Here is a 17,856-nt window from a genome sequence, read left to right as displayed (position 1 = left end):
CTCCTTCCCTCAAACTCCTGTGGATGCTTTTTATGCTTGTAACTCCTCCTAGTTGTAAAAAACCTACACCTGTCAGGAGAGGGGGAGAGAGTCTGAGGGGGAGAAGAATGGAGGGTTTTTCACTGCGGAAGTGAAGATGTGCTTTTTTAAATGCCCAACAGCAAGGGTAGAAAATACCAAGCAACTAACGTGAAATCCCGCTTACTTAAATGCGGAGATACAATTTACGTTGCGCGAGTCCTGAAAAACGTTAGAGTAAGAAACAACTCGGAAATTGTAAAGGTTTGCTTGAAAGTTCGGCTGATGGGAGATCGGGAGAACCAGTCAATTTCTAATTTAGATGAAGTCGGGGATGTCGGCGATCGCCATACTGCGTCAGAAGCCCTGTGGCTGCGCGATCGAGCTTTGGCAGCTACTAGCAGCGGCATTGTCATTGCTGACGCCAATGCACCCGATTGTCCCATAATTTATTGCAATCCGGCTTTTGAACGGATGACAGGTTACTGCGCCAGGGAAATCTTGGGGCGCAATTGCCGATTTTTGCAAGGCCCGGATACCGATCGAACTACTGTAGCTAAGATCCGCGACGCCTTGCGCCAAGGTCTAGAAATCCAGACACCAATCAAAAATTACCGCAAAGACGGCACTCCATTTTGGGCCAAATTATCGCTATCTCCCGTGCGAGACGACAACGCTAATTTGACTCATTTTGTAGGAGTTCAGTCTGACTTGTCGGAACCAATATGTGAAGTGCAGCAAGCATTGCAGCAAGCTAACGACCAACTGCAAACGATTTTGGAAGCAGTTCCGGGAACAGTATCTTGGATTAGCTCGGATTTGCGCTATTTGGGGGTTAACCAGCACTTAGCCAAACTGCATGGTTTGCGGCCGTCGGCTTTTGTCGGTCAAGATATTGGTTTTCTGGGCGCTAGCTCGGATTTTAACTCTTTTGTGGTGGAGTTTTTTGGCAGCGACGCTACGGAAGCGGTTAAAGAACTCAACGTTAAGGTAAAAACCGACGGCGGAGAGTCGGCGGGATACTATTTGATTGTGGCTCAAAAGTACGATCGCGGCAGAGCAGCTTGTCTGGTAGGGATAGACATTACCGAGCGCAAGCGGGCAGAAGAAGCTCTGGTGCTGACTCGCAAGGCGGTGGAAAGTTCGAGTGACGCGATCGGGATCAGCGATGCGAACGGCACTCACATTTATCAAAATCAAGCGTTTTCTCAGCTATTTGAATGGGACACCGCAGAGGAATTTAAACTAGCCGGAGGTATATCGGCAGTTTTTGCTGACCCCGCAGTCGCCAGGGAGGTACTCGACACGATCGCCCAGGGTTATTCTTGGTCTGGTGAAATTACCAACCGCACTAAAAGCGGTGAAACTTTGCAAGTCTTGCTGCGGGCCGATGCTATTAAAGACCCTACAGGGAAAATTGTCGGTCTGATTTACATGAATACCGATATTACTGACCGGAAGCGCACGGAACAAGAGCTGCGGCAAAGCGAAAAGCGCTTTCGATCTTTGATTGAAAATGCTAGAGACATTATTGTGATTCTCGACGAGAAAGGCTTTTGCCGTTATGTCTCTCCTTCCCTAGAGCGGATTTTGGGCTACCCGACGGCGGAAGTCCTCGGCCGGTCTATATTTGACTTGATTCACCCTGACGAATTGCTGATAGTCGATCAAGTGTTCAAAGGTGTCATGCAAATGCCGAGAGTTAGCCTGGGAATGGCGGAATACCGAGTGCAACACAAGGACGGTTCGTGGTGCGTGTTGGAAGCGGTGGCGACTAATTTGCTCGACGAACCTTCGGTGCGGGGAATTGTGGTCAACTGTCACGACGTGACTGAGCGCAAGCTGGCTGAAGAACAATTGTTGCACGATGCTTTGCACGATGCGCTGACGGAGTTGCCGAACCGTGCTTTGTTGACTGACAGGTTGGGGCAAGCTTTTGCCCGCGCCCAACGGCATCCGAGCGAGCAGTTTGCGGTGCTGTTTCTGGATTTGGACAGGTTTAAGGTGATTAATGACAGTCAGGGACACCGCACGGGCGATCGGCTGTTGGTGGCTGTGGCTCGCCGTCTCTTGACTTGTTTGCGGCCGGGCGATACGGTGGCTCGTCTGGGGGGAGATGAGTTTGTGATTTTGCTGGAAGAAATTCACGGTGTTGATGAGGCGATCGCCCAAGCAAAGGCAATTCTCAAAACGATCGAACGACCGCTGAATTTGGAAGGTAATAAAGTTTTAATTACTGCTAGCATCGGCATTGCTTTGAGTACCGACAAATATCAGTGGCCGGGAGATATTTTGCGCGATGCTGATATTGCAATGTACCGGGCAAAAGCTCTCGGTAAAGCTCGCTACGAAGTTTTTACCCGTGCGATGCACACTCAGGCTGTGGCTTTGATGCACTTGGAACACGATTTGCGGGAGTCGGTTGAAGAACTAAATTTGAAATATTCGATAGTGGATTTCGCCTGTGGGACGGCGGCGGAAAACTCGCCGATGAGTGAAATTGATCGGAGATTGGAGCGTCCGAAGTCGCAAGTGACTGCTTTAAAATTGGAATGTCCTTTTACTGTTTATTATCAGCCGATCGTTAGTTTAAAAACGGGTTCTGTTATCGGATTTGAGGCGCTGGTGCGCTGGCTGCACCCGGAAAGGGGTTTAGTTTCCCCGATGGAATTTATTGCGATGGCTGAGGAAACTGGGTTAATCATGCCTTTGGGTTTGTGGGTTTTGAACGAAAGCTGTCGCCAAATTATTAAGTGGCAGAGTTTGAATTTACCTGTGGGAAATTCGCGCCTGACTGTAGCAGTAAATCTTTCGGGGAGGCAGTTTGCGGAACCGGAATCCATCGAGCAAATTAAGCAAGTTTTCCAGGAAACGGGTGTTGACGCTCGCTGTGTGAAGTTGGAGATTACTGAGAGTGTGGTGATGGAAGATGGGGAAGCGGCGGCGGCGATGCTTTCGCAGTTGAGAGACTTGGGGATTGATTTGTGCATTGATGATTTCGGCACTGGTTATTCGTCTCTGAGTTATTTGCACAAGTTCCCGATTAATATTTTGAAGGTCGATCGCTCTTTTGTCAGTCGCATTGGGGAAACGGGTGAAAACTTGGAAATCGTGCGGGCGATCGTCATGTTGGCGCGCAGTTTGGGGATGGAGGTAGTGGCAGAAGGGGTCGAAACCGCCGTCCAATTGGCTCAAATGCGGGCGATCGGCTGCGAGTACGGTCAGGGGTACTTTTTCTCTAAACCTCTCGACAGTGAGGCAGCTACAGCCTTGTTGAGGCGATCGCCCAAATGGTGATCTGAACCCAATATTTAATTTGTATTTTGAAAAATATTAAAACTCTTGCGGCCTGTGCTTATTGGAGATTCAATAAGGGCGATCGATCTTTTGGTAATCGATGTCTTGAGTGTTAAAATTACAATTGAGTATAATATAGCAATCCTAAATGATTCAGATAAATTTGTAGGGGTAGTGCCCCCGTGCCTACCCCCTATCTATCGGGCAACCACGGGGGGATTGCCCCTACAATAATTATGCAAATGATGCGAGGATTGCTATAGTAAACTATCGAGATAGGTAAAAATATATGTCTCAATCTATTGTGCCAGCAGTCGCAGAAAAACAGCTCGATACTTCGCCGACATTGACCTTTGAAGAATACCGAGTTTATCAAGGAGAATCTGATGTAAAATATGAACTGTACAAAGGCAAATTAATCCCGATGCCAACAGCCACAATTTTACATATCAAAATTTGCGAATATTTAGTTTACCAATTGCAGCGTTACCTAGCTGAACACAATCTCGACTTAGTAGTAAAAACTGGCTTGGGAGTGAGAACCGATGAAGATAAATCTCGGATTCCCGATGTAGTTGTCTGCACTCAAAGTCTTTTGGAACAAGCTGCTGCTAGACCCGGTGCAGGTATTCTAGAATTTGATGAAAAGCCGCTGTTAGTGGTAGAAGTAGTTAGCGAAAATCGCCGCGAAGATTACGTGATTAAACGCGGAGAGTACGAATTAGCTAATGTGCCGGAATATTGCATAGTTGACCCTAAAGCTGGTAAGCAAAAAATCAGGCTTTTTGCATTGATTGAAGGTGAAGATGGTTACACGTATACAGATTTCTTACCTGGGGAGGAAATGGTGTCTGTAGTATTTCCCGATCTGGTTTTATCGGTGGATGAAATACTAAACCCGCCCTTGGTAGAGGAGTTAGTTAAGGCAGAAAATGCTCAATTGCGGCAACTTGAACAGGAAGCTGCAATGGAACGTCAACGCGCCCAAGAGCAGGGTCAACGTGCCCAAGAGGAGCATCAACGTGCTGAAAGATTGGCGGCGAGGTTACGGGAATTGGGCGTAGATCCTGATGCTGTGTAGGAAATTGGATCGAGTACGCGCGGCGAAGCTATCCCGAAGGGAATCGCCCTTGACGCATCTCAATCATCTAGCGGCAAGTCGCGCAGGAAATAAAAGCGATCGCGCCATAAATTATCTCCTTTAATTCGCCCTAAGTAACCCGTCAATGGCGAGGAAAGTTCTATTAAAATTTCGTGCATTTCTTCAAGCTTCAATGGCTGAGGTGGATTGGGATTAGCATAATATGCCCCATGAATAGTCTCAACTCCAGCATTTTCAACACCTGTGATTTCTAGACGATTTTTTACGATTTTGATGAGTTGCGATCGCACTTTAAGCTTTTCCCGCACATCATCAATATAGCGATTAACCTTAGCATCGGCTTCCTCACCAAACGGCTGTTGTTCCAAACAAGGTTTTAACTGTAATAAATCGATCGAACCTGGTTGCTTAGCTTTCAGTTCAACTAATCTTTGCAATGTTTCCGGGCGAATTACATTCATTTTACTACCAATAGCTGCTTGATTAGCTGGATTAGTTAAAGGCCCAGCCGCCAAAATAATTTTAACCAATCGATCGAACTTATCTTGACCCAAGTGAGTCAAACCTAAATGAATTAGTTGAGCCGTTACACTATTAGGTACACTTTCATGTTTGCTAGCTTTGCACTCTCCCGCTACTGGATAGGGCGTCTCGCAATAAAAGTCCAAACCACCAGCGCCACCTGTTGATTCTGGATTGAGACTAGCTTTCGGATTAGTGTTAGAATTGGCAAATCCTAGCTTGATAAAACTTTTGCGGACTAATTTTTCAAATGTATTACCATCGCTAGAATTGCCAATTTGTGCGACCGTTTTAATCCAATCTAAATCAGGATCTGGTTTTGCTGCTGGTGAATTTTCCGACCAACCTAGAAACATTTTGATTTCTGCGTCTAGTTGTTTGGCTTTTGGGTTGGTGGTGGATAAATGCACTAATGCACTTTGCAACTCTTCCAATTCTGGATGTTCTGGCGGCTCTAGTTTTTCCAGCTTTTGACGGCGTTTAGCAAAGATAGACTCGCTCAACACTGGCGTTGAATCAGTAAGATTTAGAGACTTTGGTAAAGATACAAAATTGGCGCTGGGATGCACTGGCATTTCCAGCGGCTGAGGTAGCAGATAAACGCGAAGATGAGCTAGAAAAATATAACGTCGTTGCAGGATAGTTTGCTGTAATGCCTCTGTTGTCCAGACTGTTAACTGCGACACAGCCTCTAATGATTCTGGATCGTTTAGTATTTGACACCATTCGCATTTAGCCCAAGCTTTTATCAAAATCGTCTCAGAAGTTAACTGAGAAAATGAGGTTTTAGCAATTGGTAAAAAACTTGATCGGTAGTATTGCTCATGGGGGAGCAAATTAATCGAGAGATTGGCTGGATATAGGGCAAATGACCTACCAGGCTCGATGAACATTCGAGGCATGGCTGCAATCACTCGCCCTTCGATTAAGGCTTCCACATCTGGGGCAGGTAACTGCAAAGCCGTATCAACAAAAACAGAATAACTCATCCACTTATTGACCTAATAATTTATCAAGTGCTTCATCGAGGTTGTTAATTTCCGTTGTATCAGGTATGAAGGTACTTTCCGCTATCTCATTTTCATCAACTAACCCATCAGGAATCTGGCCCGACGGATCGCTAAGAATTTCACAAATTAGATAATTTTCAGTTGCAAGCTTTTTCTGAACAATAAACTCCAGTATTTGTTCTTCGGTTACATCGTAATCTGTGCGAGCCTTGTTGACAAAATAAATGGCTAATAAAGGCTTGATATCTTCCCTTGCAAGGTTGACAAATTCTCCAGCTAGTTCTTTAGAGAGAAGTCTATCTAAATACTGTTTTCCTAATGAGTTCGGTTTAACAACTGTAGAACGAACTAAACAACCGCGAGTCATATCAAACTTTTTATAGTCAATTAATCGACTTAATGCAGCAGTCACAAACCTTGTTATAGAATCTTGAATTACTGCTACTACTATCTTGACAGACTTTCCATTTTCTTTGCCTCGAATTCTAAAGTCGAGATAACCTTTGTCTACAGCTTTAGTTTGTACCTTTTCAATCTCCTCAACTTGCACTCGTTCCACAGTCTCCCCTTTGACTGCAAGGAAGGCGAAATATAGAGCCTCGGCTAAAAGATCGCTATCGTCAAAATATTTCTCGATTGTTTCCTCAAGTGCATTCAGTTCGTTGTTAAAAGCAAGTTCAACTTGATGTAGTGGATCTGCTGCTGTTGGCGGTGGAGTAGAATCGTCAGGTACTTTCCAATTCTTAGCACACTCCTCTAAAACCTTTCTGACAATTAATTTTTCTTTTCCCAGTTCTCTTAATTCACCTTCATGAAAAGGATAAACGGGATAAGGTGGAGTTAAACCTTTACTGTCATAAAATTCTTTGAGCCATTGAGAAACTAGAGTCACTACATCATCAGCATTGAGATATTTTAAATCAAAAATCTTTTCACCCATTCTAGCTGTGACTGACTCGGCCTGGGGTAATGCTCTAATTTGAGAACCCCAAGTTTCATCAAACATAGCTGTCATTAAGACACCTCGTTTAATTTTACCGTACAGGTCTTTTACTAAGAGCGCGACGACCTGCGCCCTGTTGAAACCAGCTTCATTCCGATCTACACTCTCTAACTCATCAAAGCCAATTACTAGAGTTCTGTAATCACCGATTAAGTCTAAAATTTGGCAAACAGTCTGAAATGCTTCGCCTTCTTTATCCTCTTCCGTAGAATTTGGTAAACCCATTGCATCAGCTTGTGCTTGTGCCAAAGCTTTTCCAGACAGCCAGTTGGTTGCAAAGCTCACCTTATCTGAAGCAAGTGTCCACAGAATAGCCTGGATCAAATAAGGATTTTCGATGTTTGACTTCAGTTGAAGCACTTTTTCAGTTAAGCGATCGACTAATTTAGGATTTTTAGCTAATGCCCCCGAAAATTGCTTGACTAAATTTTGAGGTATGTGAGTTTTTCCTAATGCCTCATTGATCAAAGCAGTTGCTAATTCTTGCCACTGCATTACGCCTTCGTTACCAATCTGTTTCAGGCTTAAAGACAAAGTGTTTAGAAAGTTAGCGTGGACTCGGTTTAAGTTTCCATAGTCTACGTCGCTCATATAAACAAAGAAAGAACCACCTTCATCTAGAAGGCGGCTGCGAATCCGACTGATTAGGTGGCTTTTTCCTAGACCTTTTTCAGCTTTGATCGTGATGCCACTAACTGTGCGATACCCAGCGCGGATTTGCTCGATCGCCTGAAAGATAGCATCAGAGGCATGAGCATTGATAGAAGGAACGTCAGGAAAACTTGGGTTCCAAATATCATTGCTCCTGACTATTAACGATCTGTCAAAAGGGTTTTGACTTGCAATAGCTTTATTGAGGTCGGGGATTGAGGAGTGAAAGTCATTCATCGTTTTGTGTGAGTGTGAAGATAAAGGAGCGAATGCACTACTAACTCAAATTAATTAGGTTAAGCGCTTGACATAGCAGCGCAAACCGTTCACTTTTGTGGTGATAGAATCTTCGATTTTGTCGGGGGCGCTGTCTTCTACACTGCCACCTATTAGCTGAAAAATATCATTAGCCTGCATTTCCAACAGCCACTCATTGAACTCCGATCGCCCTACCATTTCGCCGATCGCCCGACGCATCCGATAAATCGGTACTAAATCGTCTAAGTTATAATCCCGGTTCAAGCTGTCATACACATCGAGCGCCACAGCCTTAAAATCTTCATAGGATGCGATCGTCCCTACATCCCCCTTCCCCTTCTCAACAACAACACTCGTCGCACCATCCTGATGCCGAATCCACTTCAACAAAGAATTTCCCAGCCGAGTACCAATTTGAGAACCATCAAACTCAAACAAAGAATCCTTACTTTTGAGCCCCTGCGCTAAAACTTCTTTCCCCTTAGCGCTCAATTCCACCAGCGTCACCCGATTTACCAGCGAATACTCGATCGCCCCAGTCGCCTGCAACTCGCCGAGCACTTCCACATATCTCTGACTCGTCTCATTAGTCCGCACAATGCGCTTAGTCAACTCCCCCTTTTTCACCTTCATCTTCCCGCCGCTCAAATCCCACAAATTCAGCAGTACCCGAACTTTCGCCTTCGCATCCCAAAGCGCTTGCTCTTCAGGTGTCAAAGATTTAGGCACCGCAATTTCATCTTTCTCAGACATATCTATACCTTTAAATACTTGTTCTTACTATCAAATCTTACCAGAAACCTTGCTGGGAAACATTTAAACTTTTCCGAAAAATTCCGCCGGAGGCTACCCACAACTTATGCAAATTTCATTTAAAAATAATTGGAATTGACTAAAATGTGTTCTTTTGATAAAATAGCGAATCAAACGAGCGATCACAGTTCAAATTCTCTGCACCAAATGCGATCGAAACAATTTTTAGCACAGCCCGCTACACTCTAGCAACCTCAACAAATGTAGCGATCCCAACCGCAGCTAACAACCAGCAAATCAGCTTAACTGCGACTTTAGTTCAATGCCAGATTCAGCCTTTAGAAAGACGAATTCAACCTAAACCTCTTGTTACATTGCAATGGCAATCAAAACATTGAACAACATTTTACCCATGAAAACTATTCCCGACCAAATTTCCAACATCAAAGAAAAACTTCCCGACGTTACTCCCACCCCTCCTGGTTTAAAAGCTCAAGCATCTAGCCACGACCTCAAAGCCCGTTTAGATTGGGGCGAACCCGGACTCACAATCATCGACGCCCGTGACTTTGAAAGCTTCACCAAAAGCCACATTACCGGCGCCGTAATGATGCCAATGGACGAATTAGTCGCTAGAGCACAATCGAGTTTAGAACCCATCCGCGACATCTACATCTACGGCGAAAACGACCAACAAACCGCCGAAGCGGCCAATCTTCTCCGCGCAGCAGGCTTTCAAAAAGTAGCCGAACTAAAAGGCGGAATTCCTGCTTGGAAAGCCATTGACGGCCCCATCGACGGCGCTGCCGAACACGATACTCCCGGCCCCGACGCCTACAACGTTTTCTCTCGCTTGCAACACCACGCCGAAGCTCAGAAAATCAACAAATAACCTCAGATTGGCGGCAGGAGTCGCCCATAAAATCTGACACTTAATAAACCCGGTATCGCAAAAGTTACCGGGTTTTTCTATCAGAACTTATACCCCAATACGCTTGGGTTAAAACTGTTTATTCCCCGGAGATCCCCTAAATTCCCCTTAAGAAGGGGGACTTTGAGTAACTTTTTGTCCCCCCCTTCTTAAGGCGGGCTAGGGGGGATCGAGCTTAACTGAACCATATTGACTTATACCAAATCCTGCCTCAATTTTCTTAGTCTCTTACAGAGTGACTTCGTTTGTCTAGTAGCGGTTTCAACCGCCGACTCTTAACTTCCTACCATCCAAATATGCCTTAACTTCCCCAAACATTTGGCGATTTGCATCAAAAGTAATCCGTTTAACCGCTTCCTCAAAAGCAAGCCAAGCAGAATTTTGAACTTCCTCCTCTTGCAAAACAACTTCCATCGAATTGACAAAACCTAAAAAATAAGTCACAGTCTTTTCAATCGGCTCCCCATCCTTAACAAAAGAATAGTGTTCGGTAAAACTCGGCTCATCCAGCATTTCAAAATCCGATATACCAGTTTCCTCCAGAAATTCCCGCCTAGCCGTTTCTGCAGGAGATTCCCCGGGGTTCGCGTGACCTTTCGGAAACGCCCAATGTCCCGCTTGATGTTGAATTAACAAAAACAAAGCATCAGCTTCCTTTCCAAAAATCGGCACAATCCCAAAACATTCATCTTTCATTGGTCTGATATTTCCTATTAACTATTATGTTTTTTTAGTCCGCGTAAGCGAACTTAATTTGAGTAGAGGCGATTTCAATCGCCGAGTATCTGAAATTCCCAGCCCAAGCGAGTCTGCTGTTCATAAACCCGCTTCAAAGTATTAACATCCCTCGCTGAAATAGGCGGAGGATTTCTCACCTGAGAAAAATAAAGCACATCAGTTTCCATCAAACTGTGGCCCCAAATTCCCAAAGCGTGACCCAACTCGTGCCGCGCCGTCGCCGGAATATACTTACCCACTTGATTCGGATTCAAATAAACCGAAAACCGATGAGATAACACAGTTTTATACCCATCCCGACGGGCGTACAATTCATAGGTAGCCTCTCCAGAGCGCGATCGTAAAACCCCTTGACGCAAAGGCGGAGCCCGACGTAAAATCCTAATATCAGCCACCTCCGAACTATCCACCACTTCCAAAGGCAAATAAACCCCCCATTCCCGGACAACATCCAACACAGCCGCCACCCATTCTTCAGACTTATTAGCATCAACTGGACGCTCAACATAAACCTGAATCGGAAACTTAGACCATAGCAAATGACCGAAATTCGGTGGCTTAACCTGGTCAAAATAATCACCACTATTTGTGGAATCTTGCCAATTCGCTAGCGTTGGCGGCAAAGGATGAACCTGTGGATTCGGAAAACTATTCGGGAGAGAAGAAACAGTCGCCGCCGGAGTATTAACCTGAGTAAAAATTATCAGGCTAAAACAACATACAGCCAATCCCAAACCAGCCAGAAATCGAGGTTTTACCCTAACTTTCCACAACCGCATTTTTGCAACCGCAGATAGACACAAATAAACGCAGATGAACTTGAGATTATCTGCGTCTATCTGCGTTCATCTGCGGTTAAAAATCCAAATCTTATAACTTAGGCGCCAACCAACCGGCACTCAAAATCACCGTCAAACCCATAAAAACAATAGACAGACCCCAAGTAATCCGGTTCAGACTCGTTTCTGCACTCTTGGCGCTGGTAAACAATTGAGCTTGTCCGCCAATCCCGCCAATACCATCGCCTTTAGGACTGTGCAGCAACACAAAAACCACAAGTCCTAAAGCCGACAAAGACCAGATAACTTGTAACACAGAAACAATATTCATAATCTGGAGTAATTGGTAATTAGTAATCGGTAATTTATTATCATATCAAATTCAGTCGATCGCACACAATTTATGCAGAGACACTCCAAGAGTCCAAGGCGTGTCAACTTAAGCCTAAAACCCTTGATAAATATCGCTTTTACCTGAGTCTAGATCCCCCTAAATCCCCCTTAACAAGGGGGACTTTGATCCATTTCCGGTCCCCCCCTTCTTAAGGGGGGCTAGGGGGGAGCGAGGCCTAATCGTCAAACAGCAGACCGGTATTACGTTTGACGTTAAGTTGACACCTATGGGCAGTGCCGTCCCTACCTGTAGCGAGATTTGACCCAGACTTTCTACAATCGGACTCGCACCGGAGTGCGATTGGCACGAACTTCAAACTCAGCCGATCGTATCATAGAACGTCCCGTCATCTCCGGGGGCTGAGGCAACCTCAACAGCTCCAGAATCGTCGGCGCAATATCCGCCAAACAACCATCCGCCCTCAGAGGAACATCCGTTCCGTGACCCGGAATCTTCCGACCTTCACCTTCTACCAGAATAAACGGCACCGGGTTAGTAGTGTGAGCAGTCCAGGGATTCCCGTCCTCGTCAAACATCTGCTCAGCATTTCCGTGGTCAGCAATAATAATTGCCGTTCCCCCAGCTTTACTAATGGCGCTCAACAGCCGCCCCAAACATTTATCCACAGTTTCGATCGCAATTATCGTCGCATCCATCATCCCCGTATGACCAACCATATCCGGGTTAGCGTAGTTAATCACCATAAACGAATAGATGCCTTTTTCCAAAGCCGTCACCACCCCATCCGTCACCAAGTCCGCCGACATCTGGGGCGCCTCATCGTAAGTCGCCACCATCGGGCTCTGCACCAACTCCCGGTGTTCCCCGATAAAAGGCTCTTCCAGACCCCCATTAAAAAAATAAGTCACATGAGCGTACTTTTCAGTTTCCGCTGTCCGCAACTGCTGCAAACCGTGCTTAGAAATCACCTCGCCCAGAATATTGTTCAAATTCTGCGGTTCAAAAGCCACCATTACTGACAGTTTTGGGTCGTACTGAGTAAAAGTCGCAAACGCCAGGGGCTCAATTAACTGCCGTTCAAACCCCTTAAAATCGGGAGATACAAAAGCCTGAGTCAATTCTCTAGCCCTGTCCGGGCGAAAATTGAAGAAAATTACCCCATCCCCGGATGCCACCGCCCCCGGAGCAATCCGAGTCGGAACAGCAAACTCGTCGGTCACTCCTTCAGCATAAGAGGCCTGCAACACATCCACAGCCGATCGACCATCAGGAGCACCCTCAGTCGTCATCACCTCGTAAGCCCGCTGCACCCGATCCCAGCGCTTGTCCCTGTCCATCGCGTAGTAGCGGCCGCTGATGGTCGCAATCCGACCGACCCCTACCTCTGCGATATAACTTTCAATCTTCCCTAGAGCTTCGACACCCTCTTTCGGAGTAGTATCACGACCGTCAGTAATCGCGTGAATGCAAACATCAGAAATTCCCTGTACCTTTGCTAATTGCAGCAAACCCTTAATATGACTGAGATGGGAATGAACCCCACCTTCAGAACAAAGACCAGTCAGGTGCAACTTGCCGCCCGTGGCGCGGACTTTCTCGCAAAGCTCAACCAGCGCCCGGTTGTTGAGCAAAGAACCATCTTCCACTGCATCCGAGATCCGCACCAACTCTTGAGGAACCACGCGGCCCGCGCCCAGATTCAAGTGACCAACCTCTGAGTTACCCATTTGCCCGTCTGGCAGCCCTACCGCCCGGCCCGATGTTTTAATCAGAGTTCTGGGATAAGCGGCCCAGAGACTGTCCATCACGGGTGTTTTTGCAGCGGCGATCGCATTTCCGTCTTGTTCTTCACGATAACCCCAGCCGTCTAGAATAATCAGCACTACAGGAGATACAGACGCTTGTGCCATGTGAATACCTTATTTACAATAATTAATTTCTCGATCGTCATGATTTCCGATTTTGCGGAACATTTGCCGCTAATCAGTTTACATATTTTTTAGGCTCCGGCTGAACAAAGCCCACCACAATTCCCTTAGCCACAGTATTTTGGGAACTAATCTCGACCTGCTTTGGGAATTGTTTAATTGATTGCCTTGCCCTGTACTGTGAATGCACAGTCGGAGGCTGTTATCGATCTCACCAACAGCGACCCTGCTTTTGCCGCCGCATTTTCACGAATTGTTCAACGGTAGGTTGCTATTGAAACACTAAGAACAGTACCACAGATGGCTGACTTTTACTACTGCCTAAAGGAAGAGATTAAACCGCTTTGACTGGGCTGGGAATAACTTTAAACCAGTTGAGCCAAAATCCGTTTCCGAATCGGCTCACTTTCAGCGGACATAAAATTCTACAACATCTTTTTTAATTTTGACATCGTAATTGCCAAAGAAATCGTGACCGAGCAGACCTATTGGCATTTGTTTGGCGATCGCCACTTCGACATTTTGGATCACAGCACCCCCAACCCGAATTGATCGCACTCGACCGATCGGGAACTCGACAACGCTACCGTCAGCGATCCCCGCTCTGATGGTACGCACCGGCCTCACTCCCAGTGCAGTAGCCATCCGCTGAGAAATCAAAGTGCCACTCGCCCCGGTATCCACAATCATTTCAAAAGTCTGGTTGCCGTTAAATACCACATCAATCACCGGTGTCCCGCCTGCGCGGCGCTTGATTTTAGCTTGAAATACCTGTGAATTCCCCGGTGGCTTCGCCCGTTGATTTGCTGGGGGTTTTGCACCACCATTTGATGGGTTCCAAAACTGAGAGTACAATTTGCCAGTTGTCAATCCCGCTCCCGTTATAGTGCGATTCCCTTCGGGATAGCTCCGCTTCACGAGCTGCTGGGAACTAACATCGGGCACCAATGTCATCACCTGAGTTTCTGGCTGATGTGAATGAGAATGCACCTCGCCGCCCGCCGATCCCACACCCACCAAAACGGTCGCAAAAACAAAGCCCGATCGCCAAATTCGCTTGAGAATCACTTTTGCCATTATCTAAATACCTTAATTAGATTCAATATGTCGAACAACAACCGCCACTGATATCCTAACCCGCTCCCAAAAACCGATCGCTTGATCCCCGGATCAGATCATCAGGAAAACTTGGCAATTTTCAAGCGATCGCATAACATCGAACACAGATAAACTGATAAACGGCAACAGGCTGTAATTGCAGAGCCTTGTTGGATATCTTGAAATTAAGCAGTTAGGGGCGATCGGCAATGTACAAACTTTTATATTTTGCGACTATAGGACTACTAGCTTTCTCGATCGCAGGCTGTGGTGGCGAGGGCAGCAACACAGCCAGCCCCAGCCCCAGTCCCAGTGCAGCCTCTCCGTCTCCGGCCGCCTCTGCCAGCCCCACCCCAGGAACTCAGACTTTCCAGTCTCCAATAGTAGCCGCCCAGCCTCCAGGGTTAATTCGATCGACCAACCCAGACGAACGAGCAAGACAGGCTCAAACAGGCATCGGCAACAAAAAGGACAGGAATCCAACGCTTCCGCTTCAGCCAGTACCCCAAGGCCCTGTGACAGCCAATCCTTCTCAGTTAGACCCCTTTGGGCCACTGCCGCCGATCGTATTACAAATCCCTCCAGGAGCCAACGGAGCGGGCGGGACTACCTCAGAACTCCCCAAACTGCCACAGCGACAAGTTGCCGTGCTACCCGAACTTCCCGAGTTATTGGCTCCCCCCCCACTTAACAGGCCTAATCAGACGGTTACTATCCCCAGAGGACCCACGGGCGGTCGAGCCGGCACTCAGCAACTAAGAGGTCGATCGGGAAATTTACTTCCCGGAGGTGATGGGGCGCAAATTGACTCGCGTCCCATAGTTCCACCAGGGGGAACTCCTCCTCGGTTAAATGGCGGTGGCGGTGGCAGAAATGGTTCCTTACCCGGAGGCACCGGGGGACAAATTGGCTTGCCGCCCATAGTTCCGGGGCTAGATGCTCCTCAGTTAGGTCCTACTCGTACATCCCCGCCTGGACTCGAACCCATTGCAGCTAGACCCATAGGAGTCCCGGATCTGCCGGAACTGCCAGTAGACAAGCGCCCCCCCCAATGGAGAGACCCCAATGCCAGGGTCAGAAGAGGTACTGGCACCCGCCCTCCTGGAACTACTGGGCCAATAGCAAGTAGACCCCAAGATGCGCGGAATCCCCAGACTCGCCGTCCAGGACCCCCGCGCCCCCCCCAACCAATAGCAGCGAGACCCATAGGAGTGCCGGATCTGCCGGAACTGCCAGTAGACAAGCGCCCGCCCCAGTGGGTAGACCCAAATCCCCCGCCGCCTCCGGTGATCCCAGTAGTTCCGCCACCGCCTTCTACTGACCTCGCTACGGGTACTGAAGTCAGCGGGGTGGTAAAAGTCGGGAACGAGACGCAAGTGATTGTCAAAGTACCGAATGAACCAACCAGCCGATATGTCAAAGTCGGGCAGCGGCTGTCTAACGGGCAAGTGTTGGTGAAGCGGGTCGATCTCAAGCAAGGAGCCGATCCGATCGTGATTCTGGAAGAAAATGGCGTTGAGGTAGCCAAAGGTGTTGGCGAAAAACCGGCCAGTCGCCAACCACAACCAGCCAATGCAGTTATTAGCCGTCTCCCAAATCCGAATAGCTCAGCGCGACGCTGAAAATTGACAGTAAAGCAGGAAAAATGCTAAAGGCAAAAACTCTAATTTTTGCCTTTTTGCATTTAGGGCAGATCTCAAACCTGAAGGTAAAATTAGTACAGGGATTAAAAAATAGACGACTTTTCAGCGAGTATTAGCTTCTAGAAAATCCCTATTAGTAATTGAAGTTAAAGGAGATTGATCATGCTCGGTTCAATTCAAAAATTAGGGATGGTGATATTAGTTGCTTCTTCTATCGGCAGCGCTACTAATCTCTTCAATCCCCAGCCATCAATGGCTCAAGCAACACCTGATCCAAAACCAGAAGAAGAAAAACGCTCTCCCTTCTGCCAAGGCAGCCTTCCTACGGGAAGAGTGAAATGCAATTACGAGACAGGCGATAACTACGAGGGAAACTTCGTTAACGGTCTCCCCGACGGCAGCGGAGTCTACGTGTACGCTAATGGTGATCGCTACGAAGGACAATTTCGGAGGGGAGTGCCCAATGGTAGAGGGACATTCATTTTTAAAGATGATGGCCGCTACATAGGCGTGTTCCAAGATGGCACGATGAGATCTGGGACGGTGGTTTTCCCCAACGGTGAGCGCTACGTGGGAGACTTCGGAGTCGTCCAGAACCTTCAGACTAAAGTTATTAGCAGCCAACCAGCAGGGCGGGGTCAATTTTTTTATACCAATGGCGATCGCTATGAAGGACAATTCTTTGCAGGCTCGCCCTTTGGCCCTGGGGTATTAGTACGCAAAGACGGCACTCGCTGTTCTGGCAGGTTTTTTAATCAAGAACTTGATGCTAGTGTCACCTGTACTTTCCCCAACGGGACGCGCTATGAAGGAGAATTGCGAAAGGGAGTGCCTCACGGTGTCGGGACTATGATCGATGCTAGCGGTAGGCGCTTTCCGGGGGTATTTCGCAACGGCAAACCCGGAGTTTCGTAAAGGATAAATTGAGGTTTTCAGGCAACTTTTGACCAGAAATCGGACAAAAGACAAATGACGAAGGAAAATAATATCCAGAAGCGCATAGGAGAGACTTAGTTAATGATTTCCCGTTTAAAAACCAGTGGAATCCCTCTATTAGTTGCATCAGTGTTAATTGGTAGTTACGCGACTTATCCCTTGCCCTCAATGGCGCAAGGAACAGAAGCTAGAACAGGCCGCTGCGTACCAACTATCGCTACAGGTAGAGTTAGGTGCGATTATGACAACGGTGATAGCTACATCGGACAGTTCGTTAACGGTTTGCCCAGTGGCGCTGGGGTATACATATATTCCAATGGCGATCGCTATGAGGGGCAGTTCCGTCTGGGTAAACCAAATGGTCGAGGACAATTTATATTTAAGGACGACGCCCGCGTGGAGGGCATATTCCGAGATGGCAAAGTTAGTTCCGGGACTGCTATTTTTACTAATGGCGATCGCTATATAGGGTCGTTTTCTCTCGATCAAAAAGTAGGCGTGCCCACGGGACAAGGGCAATTCATTTTTGCTAATGGCGATCGCTTTGTGGGTCAATTTTTAGGGGGCAAGCCTTTAGGTACGGGAGCGTTCACCCGGGCTGACGGCAGTCGGTGTTCGGGACAGTTCTATACTCAAGAACTTGATGGCAGGGGTAACTGTTCGTTCTCCAACGGTATCCGCTATCAGGGAGAGTTACGCAAGGGATTGCCTCACGGCAAAGGCACAATTATCGATACCAGAGGCCGGCGAATTCCGGGAGTATTCCGCGACGGCCAGCGGCAAGAGCAATAAACTGGGAATAAGTGCGATCTAATCTATTAGTAAGGGCAGGTG

The 17,856-nt window shown here is 47.2% G+C and carries 14 protein-coding genes; 6 read left to right on the top strand and 8 right to left on the bottom strand.

All coding sequences use genetic code 11. The annotated features are described in order from the left end of the window. Positions 1–303: 303 nt before the first annotated feature. Together QUA25_RS24460 and QUA25_RS24455 are read left to right on the top strand one after the other, a co-directional pair. Positions 304–3,315 (top strand): EAL domain-containing protein, encoded by a 3,012-nt coding sequence (locus QUA25_RS24460; RefSeq protein ID WP_333041839.1) that lies wholly within the window; start codon positions 304–306, stop codon positions 3,313–3,315. A 289-nt stretch (positions 3,316–3,604) separates the two neighbouring features. Then, positions 3,605–4,396, top strand: coding sequence for a Uma2 family endonuclease (locus QUA25_RS24455; RefSeq protein ID WP_333041837.1), 792 nt, complete (start codon positions 3,605–3,607; stop codon positions 4,394–4,396). Between the two features lie 59 nt (positions 4,397–4,455). Here the strand turns inward: QUA25_RS24455 and QUA25_RS24450 are convergent, their stop codons facing one another. The 3 genes from QUA25_RS24450 to QUA25_RS24440 all read right to left on the bottom strand — a co-directional run bounded on the left by QUA25_RS24450 (position 4,456) and on the right by QUA25_RS24440 (position 8,614). Continuing rightward, complete coding sequence (locus QUA25_RS24450; protein WP_333041836.1) at positions 4,456–5,928, bottom strand: DUF1802 family protein; 1,473 nt, start codon at positions 5,926–5,928, stop codon at positions 4,456–4,458. A gap of 4 nt (positions 5,929–5,932) precedes the next feature. Then, a complete protein-coding gene (locus QUA25_RS24445) occupies positions 5,933–7,486 on the bottom strand; it encodes a hypothetical protein (protein ID WP_333041835.1) in 1,554 nt (517 codons plus the stop codon). 408 nt (positions 7,487–7,894) lie between these two features. Further along, on the bottom strand, positions 7,895–8,614 hold the full coding sequence (locus QUA25_RS24440) for a hypothetical protein (RefSeq protein WP_333041834.1): 720 nt from the start codon (positions 8,612–8,614) through the stop codon (positions 7,895–7,897). Between the two features lie 379 nt (positions 8,615–8,993). Between QUA25_RS24440 and QUA25_RS24435 the strand changes: the two genes are divergently transcribed. Continuing rightward, on the top strand, positions 8,994–9,506 hold the full coding sequence (locus QUA25_RS24435) for a rhodanese-like domain-containing protein (RefSeq protein ID WP_333041832.1): 513 nt from the start codon (positions 8,994–8,996) through the stop codon (positions 9,504–9,506). 300 nt (positions 9,507–9,806) lie between these two features. On the opposite strand, the gene QUA25_RS24430 is transcribed toward QUA25_RS24435, so the two are convergent. The 5 genes from QUA25_RS24430 to QUA25_RS24410 all read right to left on the bottom strand — a co-directional run bounded on the left by QUA25_RS24430 (position 9,807) and on the right by QUA25_RS24410 (position 14,422). Then, entirely contained in the window at positions 9,807–10,241 is a 435-nt protein-coding gene (locus QUA25_RS24430) for an NUDIX domain-containing protein (protein ID WP_333041831.1), read from the bottom strand. 74 nt (positions 10,242–10,315) lie between these two features. Beyond that, a complete protein-coding gene (locus QUA25_RS24425) occupies positions 10,316–11,062 on the bottom strand; it encodes a peptidase (protein ID WP_333041830.1) in 747 nt (248 codons plus the stop codon). 91 nt (positions 11,063–11,153) lie between these two features. Continuing rightward, the gene (gene secG, locus QUA25_RS24420) at positions 11,154–11,393 is read right to left on the bottom strand and encodes a preprotein translocase subunit SecG (protein ID WP_015175238.1); all 240 of its coding nucleotides are present in this window, start codon (positions 11,391–11,393) and stop codon (positions 11,154–11,156) included. A gap of 335 nt (positions 11,394–11,728) precedes the next feature. Then, a complete protein-coding gene (gpmI, locus tag QUA25_RS24415) occupies positions 11,729–13,327 on the bottom strand; it encodes a 2,3-bisphosphoglycerate-independent phosphoglycerate mutase (protein WP_333041829.1) in 1,599 nt (532 codons plus the stop codon). 426 nt (positions 13,328–13,753) lie between these two features. Beyond that, the gene (locus tag QUA25_RS24410) at positions 13,754–14,422 is read right to left on the bottom strand and encodes a retropepsin-like aspartic protease (protein WP_333041827.1); all 669 of its coding nucleotides are present in this window, start codon (positions 14,420–14,422) and stop codon (positions 13,754–13,756) included. Between the two features lie 230 nt (positions 14,423–14,652). Between QUA25_RS24410 and QUA25_RS24405 the strand changes: the two genes are divergently transcribed. The 3 genes from QUA25_RS24405 to QUA25_RS24395 all read left to right on the top strand — a co-directional run bounded on the left by QUA25_RS24405 (position 14,653) and on the right by QUA25_RS24395 (position 17,814). Beyond that, on the top strand, positions 14,653–16,065 hold the full coding sequence (locus QUA25_RS24405) for a hypothetical protein (RefSeq protein ID WP_333041826.1): 1,413 nt from the start codon (positions 14,653–14,655) through the stop codon (positions 16,063–16,065). A gap of 183 nt (positions 16,066–16,248) precedes the next feature. After that, entirely contained in the window at positions 16,249–17,001 is a 753-nt protein-coding gene (locus QUA25_RS24400) for an MORN motif-containing protein (protein ID WP_333041824.1), read from the top strand. Between the two features lie 102 nt (positions 17,002–17,103). Beyond that, a complete protein-coding gene (locus QUA25_RS24395) occupies positions 17,104–17,814 on the top strand; it encodes an MORN motif-containing protein (protein ID WP_333041822.1) in 711 nt (236 codons plus the stop codon). Positions 17,815–17,856: the final 42 nt, after the last annotated feature.

This window comes from Microcoleus sp. Pol17C6, from assembly GCF_036701145.1.
Lineage (GTDB): Bacteria > Cyanobacteriota > Cyanobacteriia > Cyanobacteriales > Microcoleaceae > Microcoleus.
The sequence above is the reverse complement of the archived record's forward strand: the minus strand, read 5'-3'. Positions and strand labels throughout refer to the sequence as shown.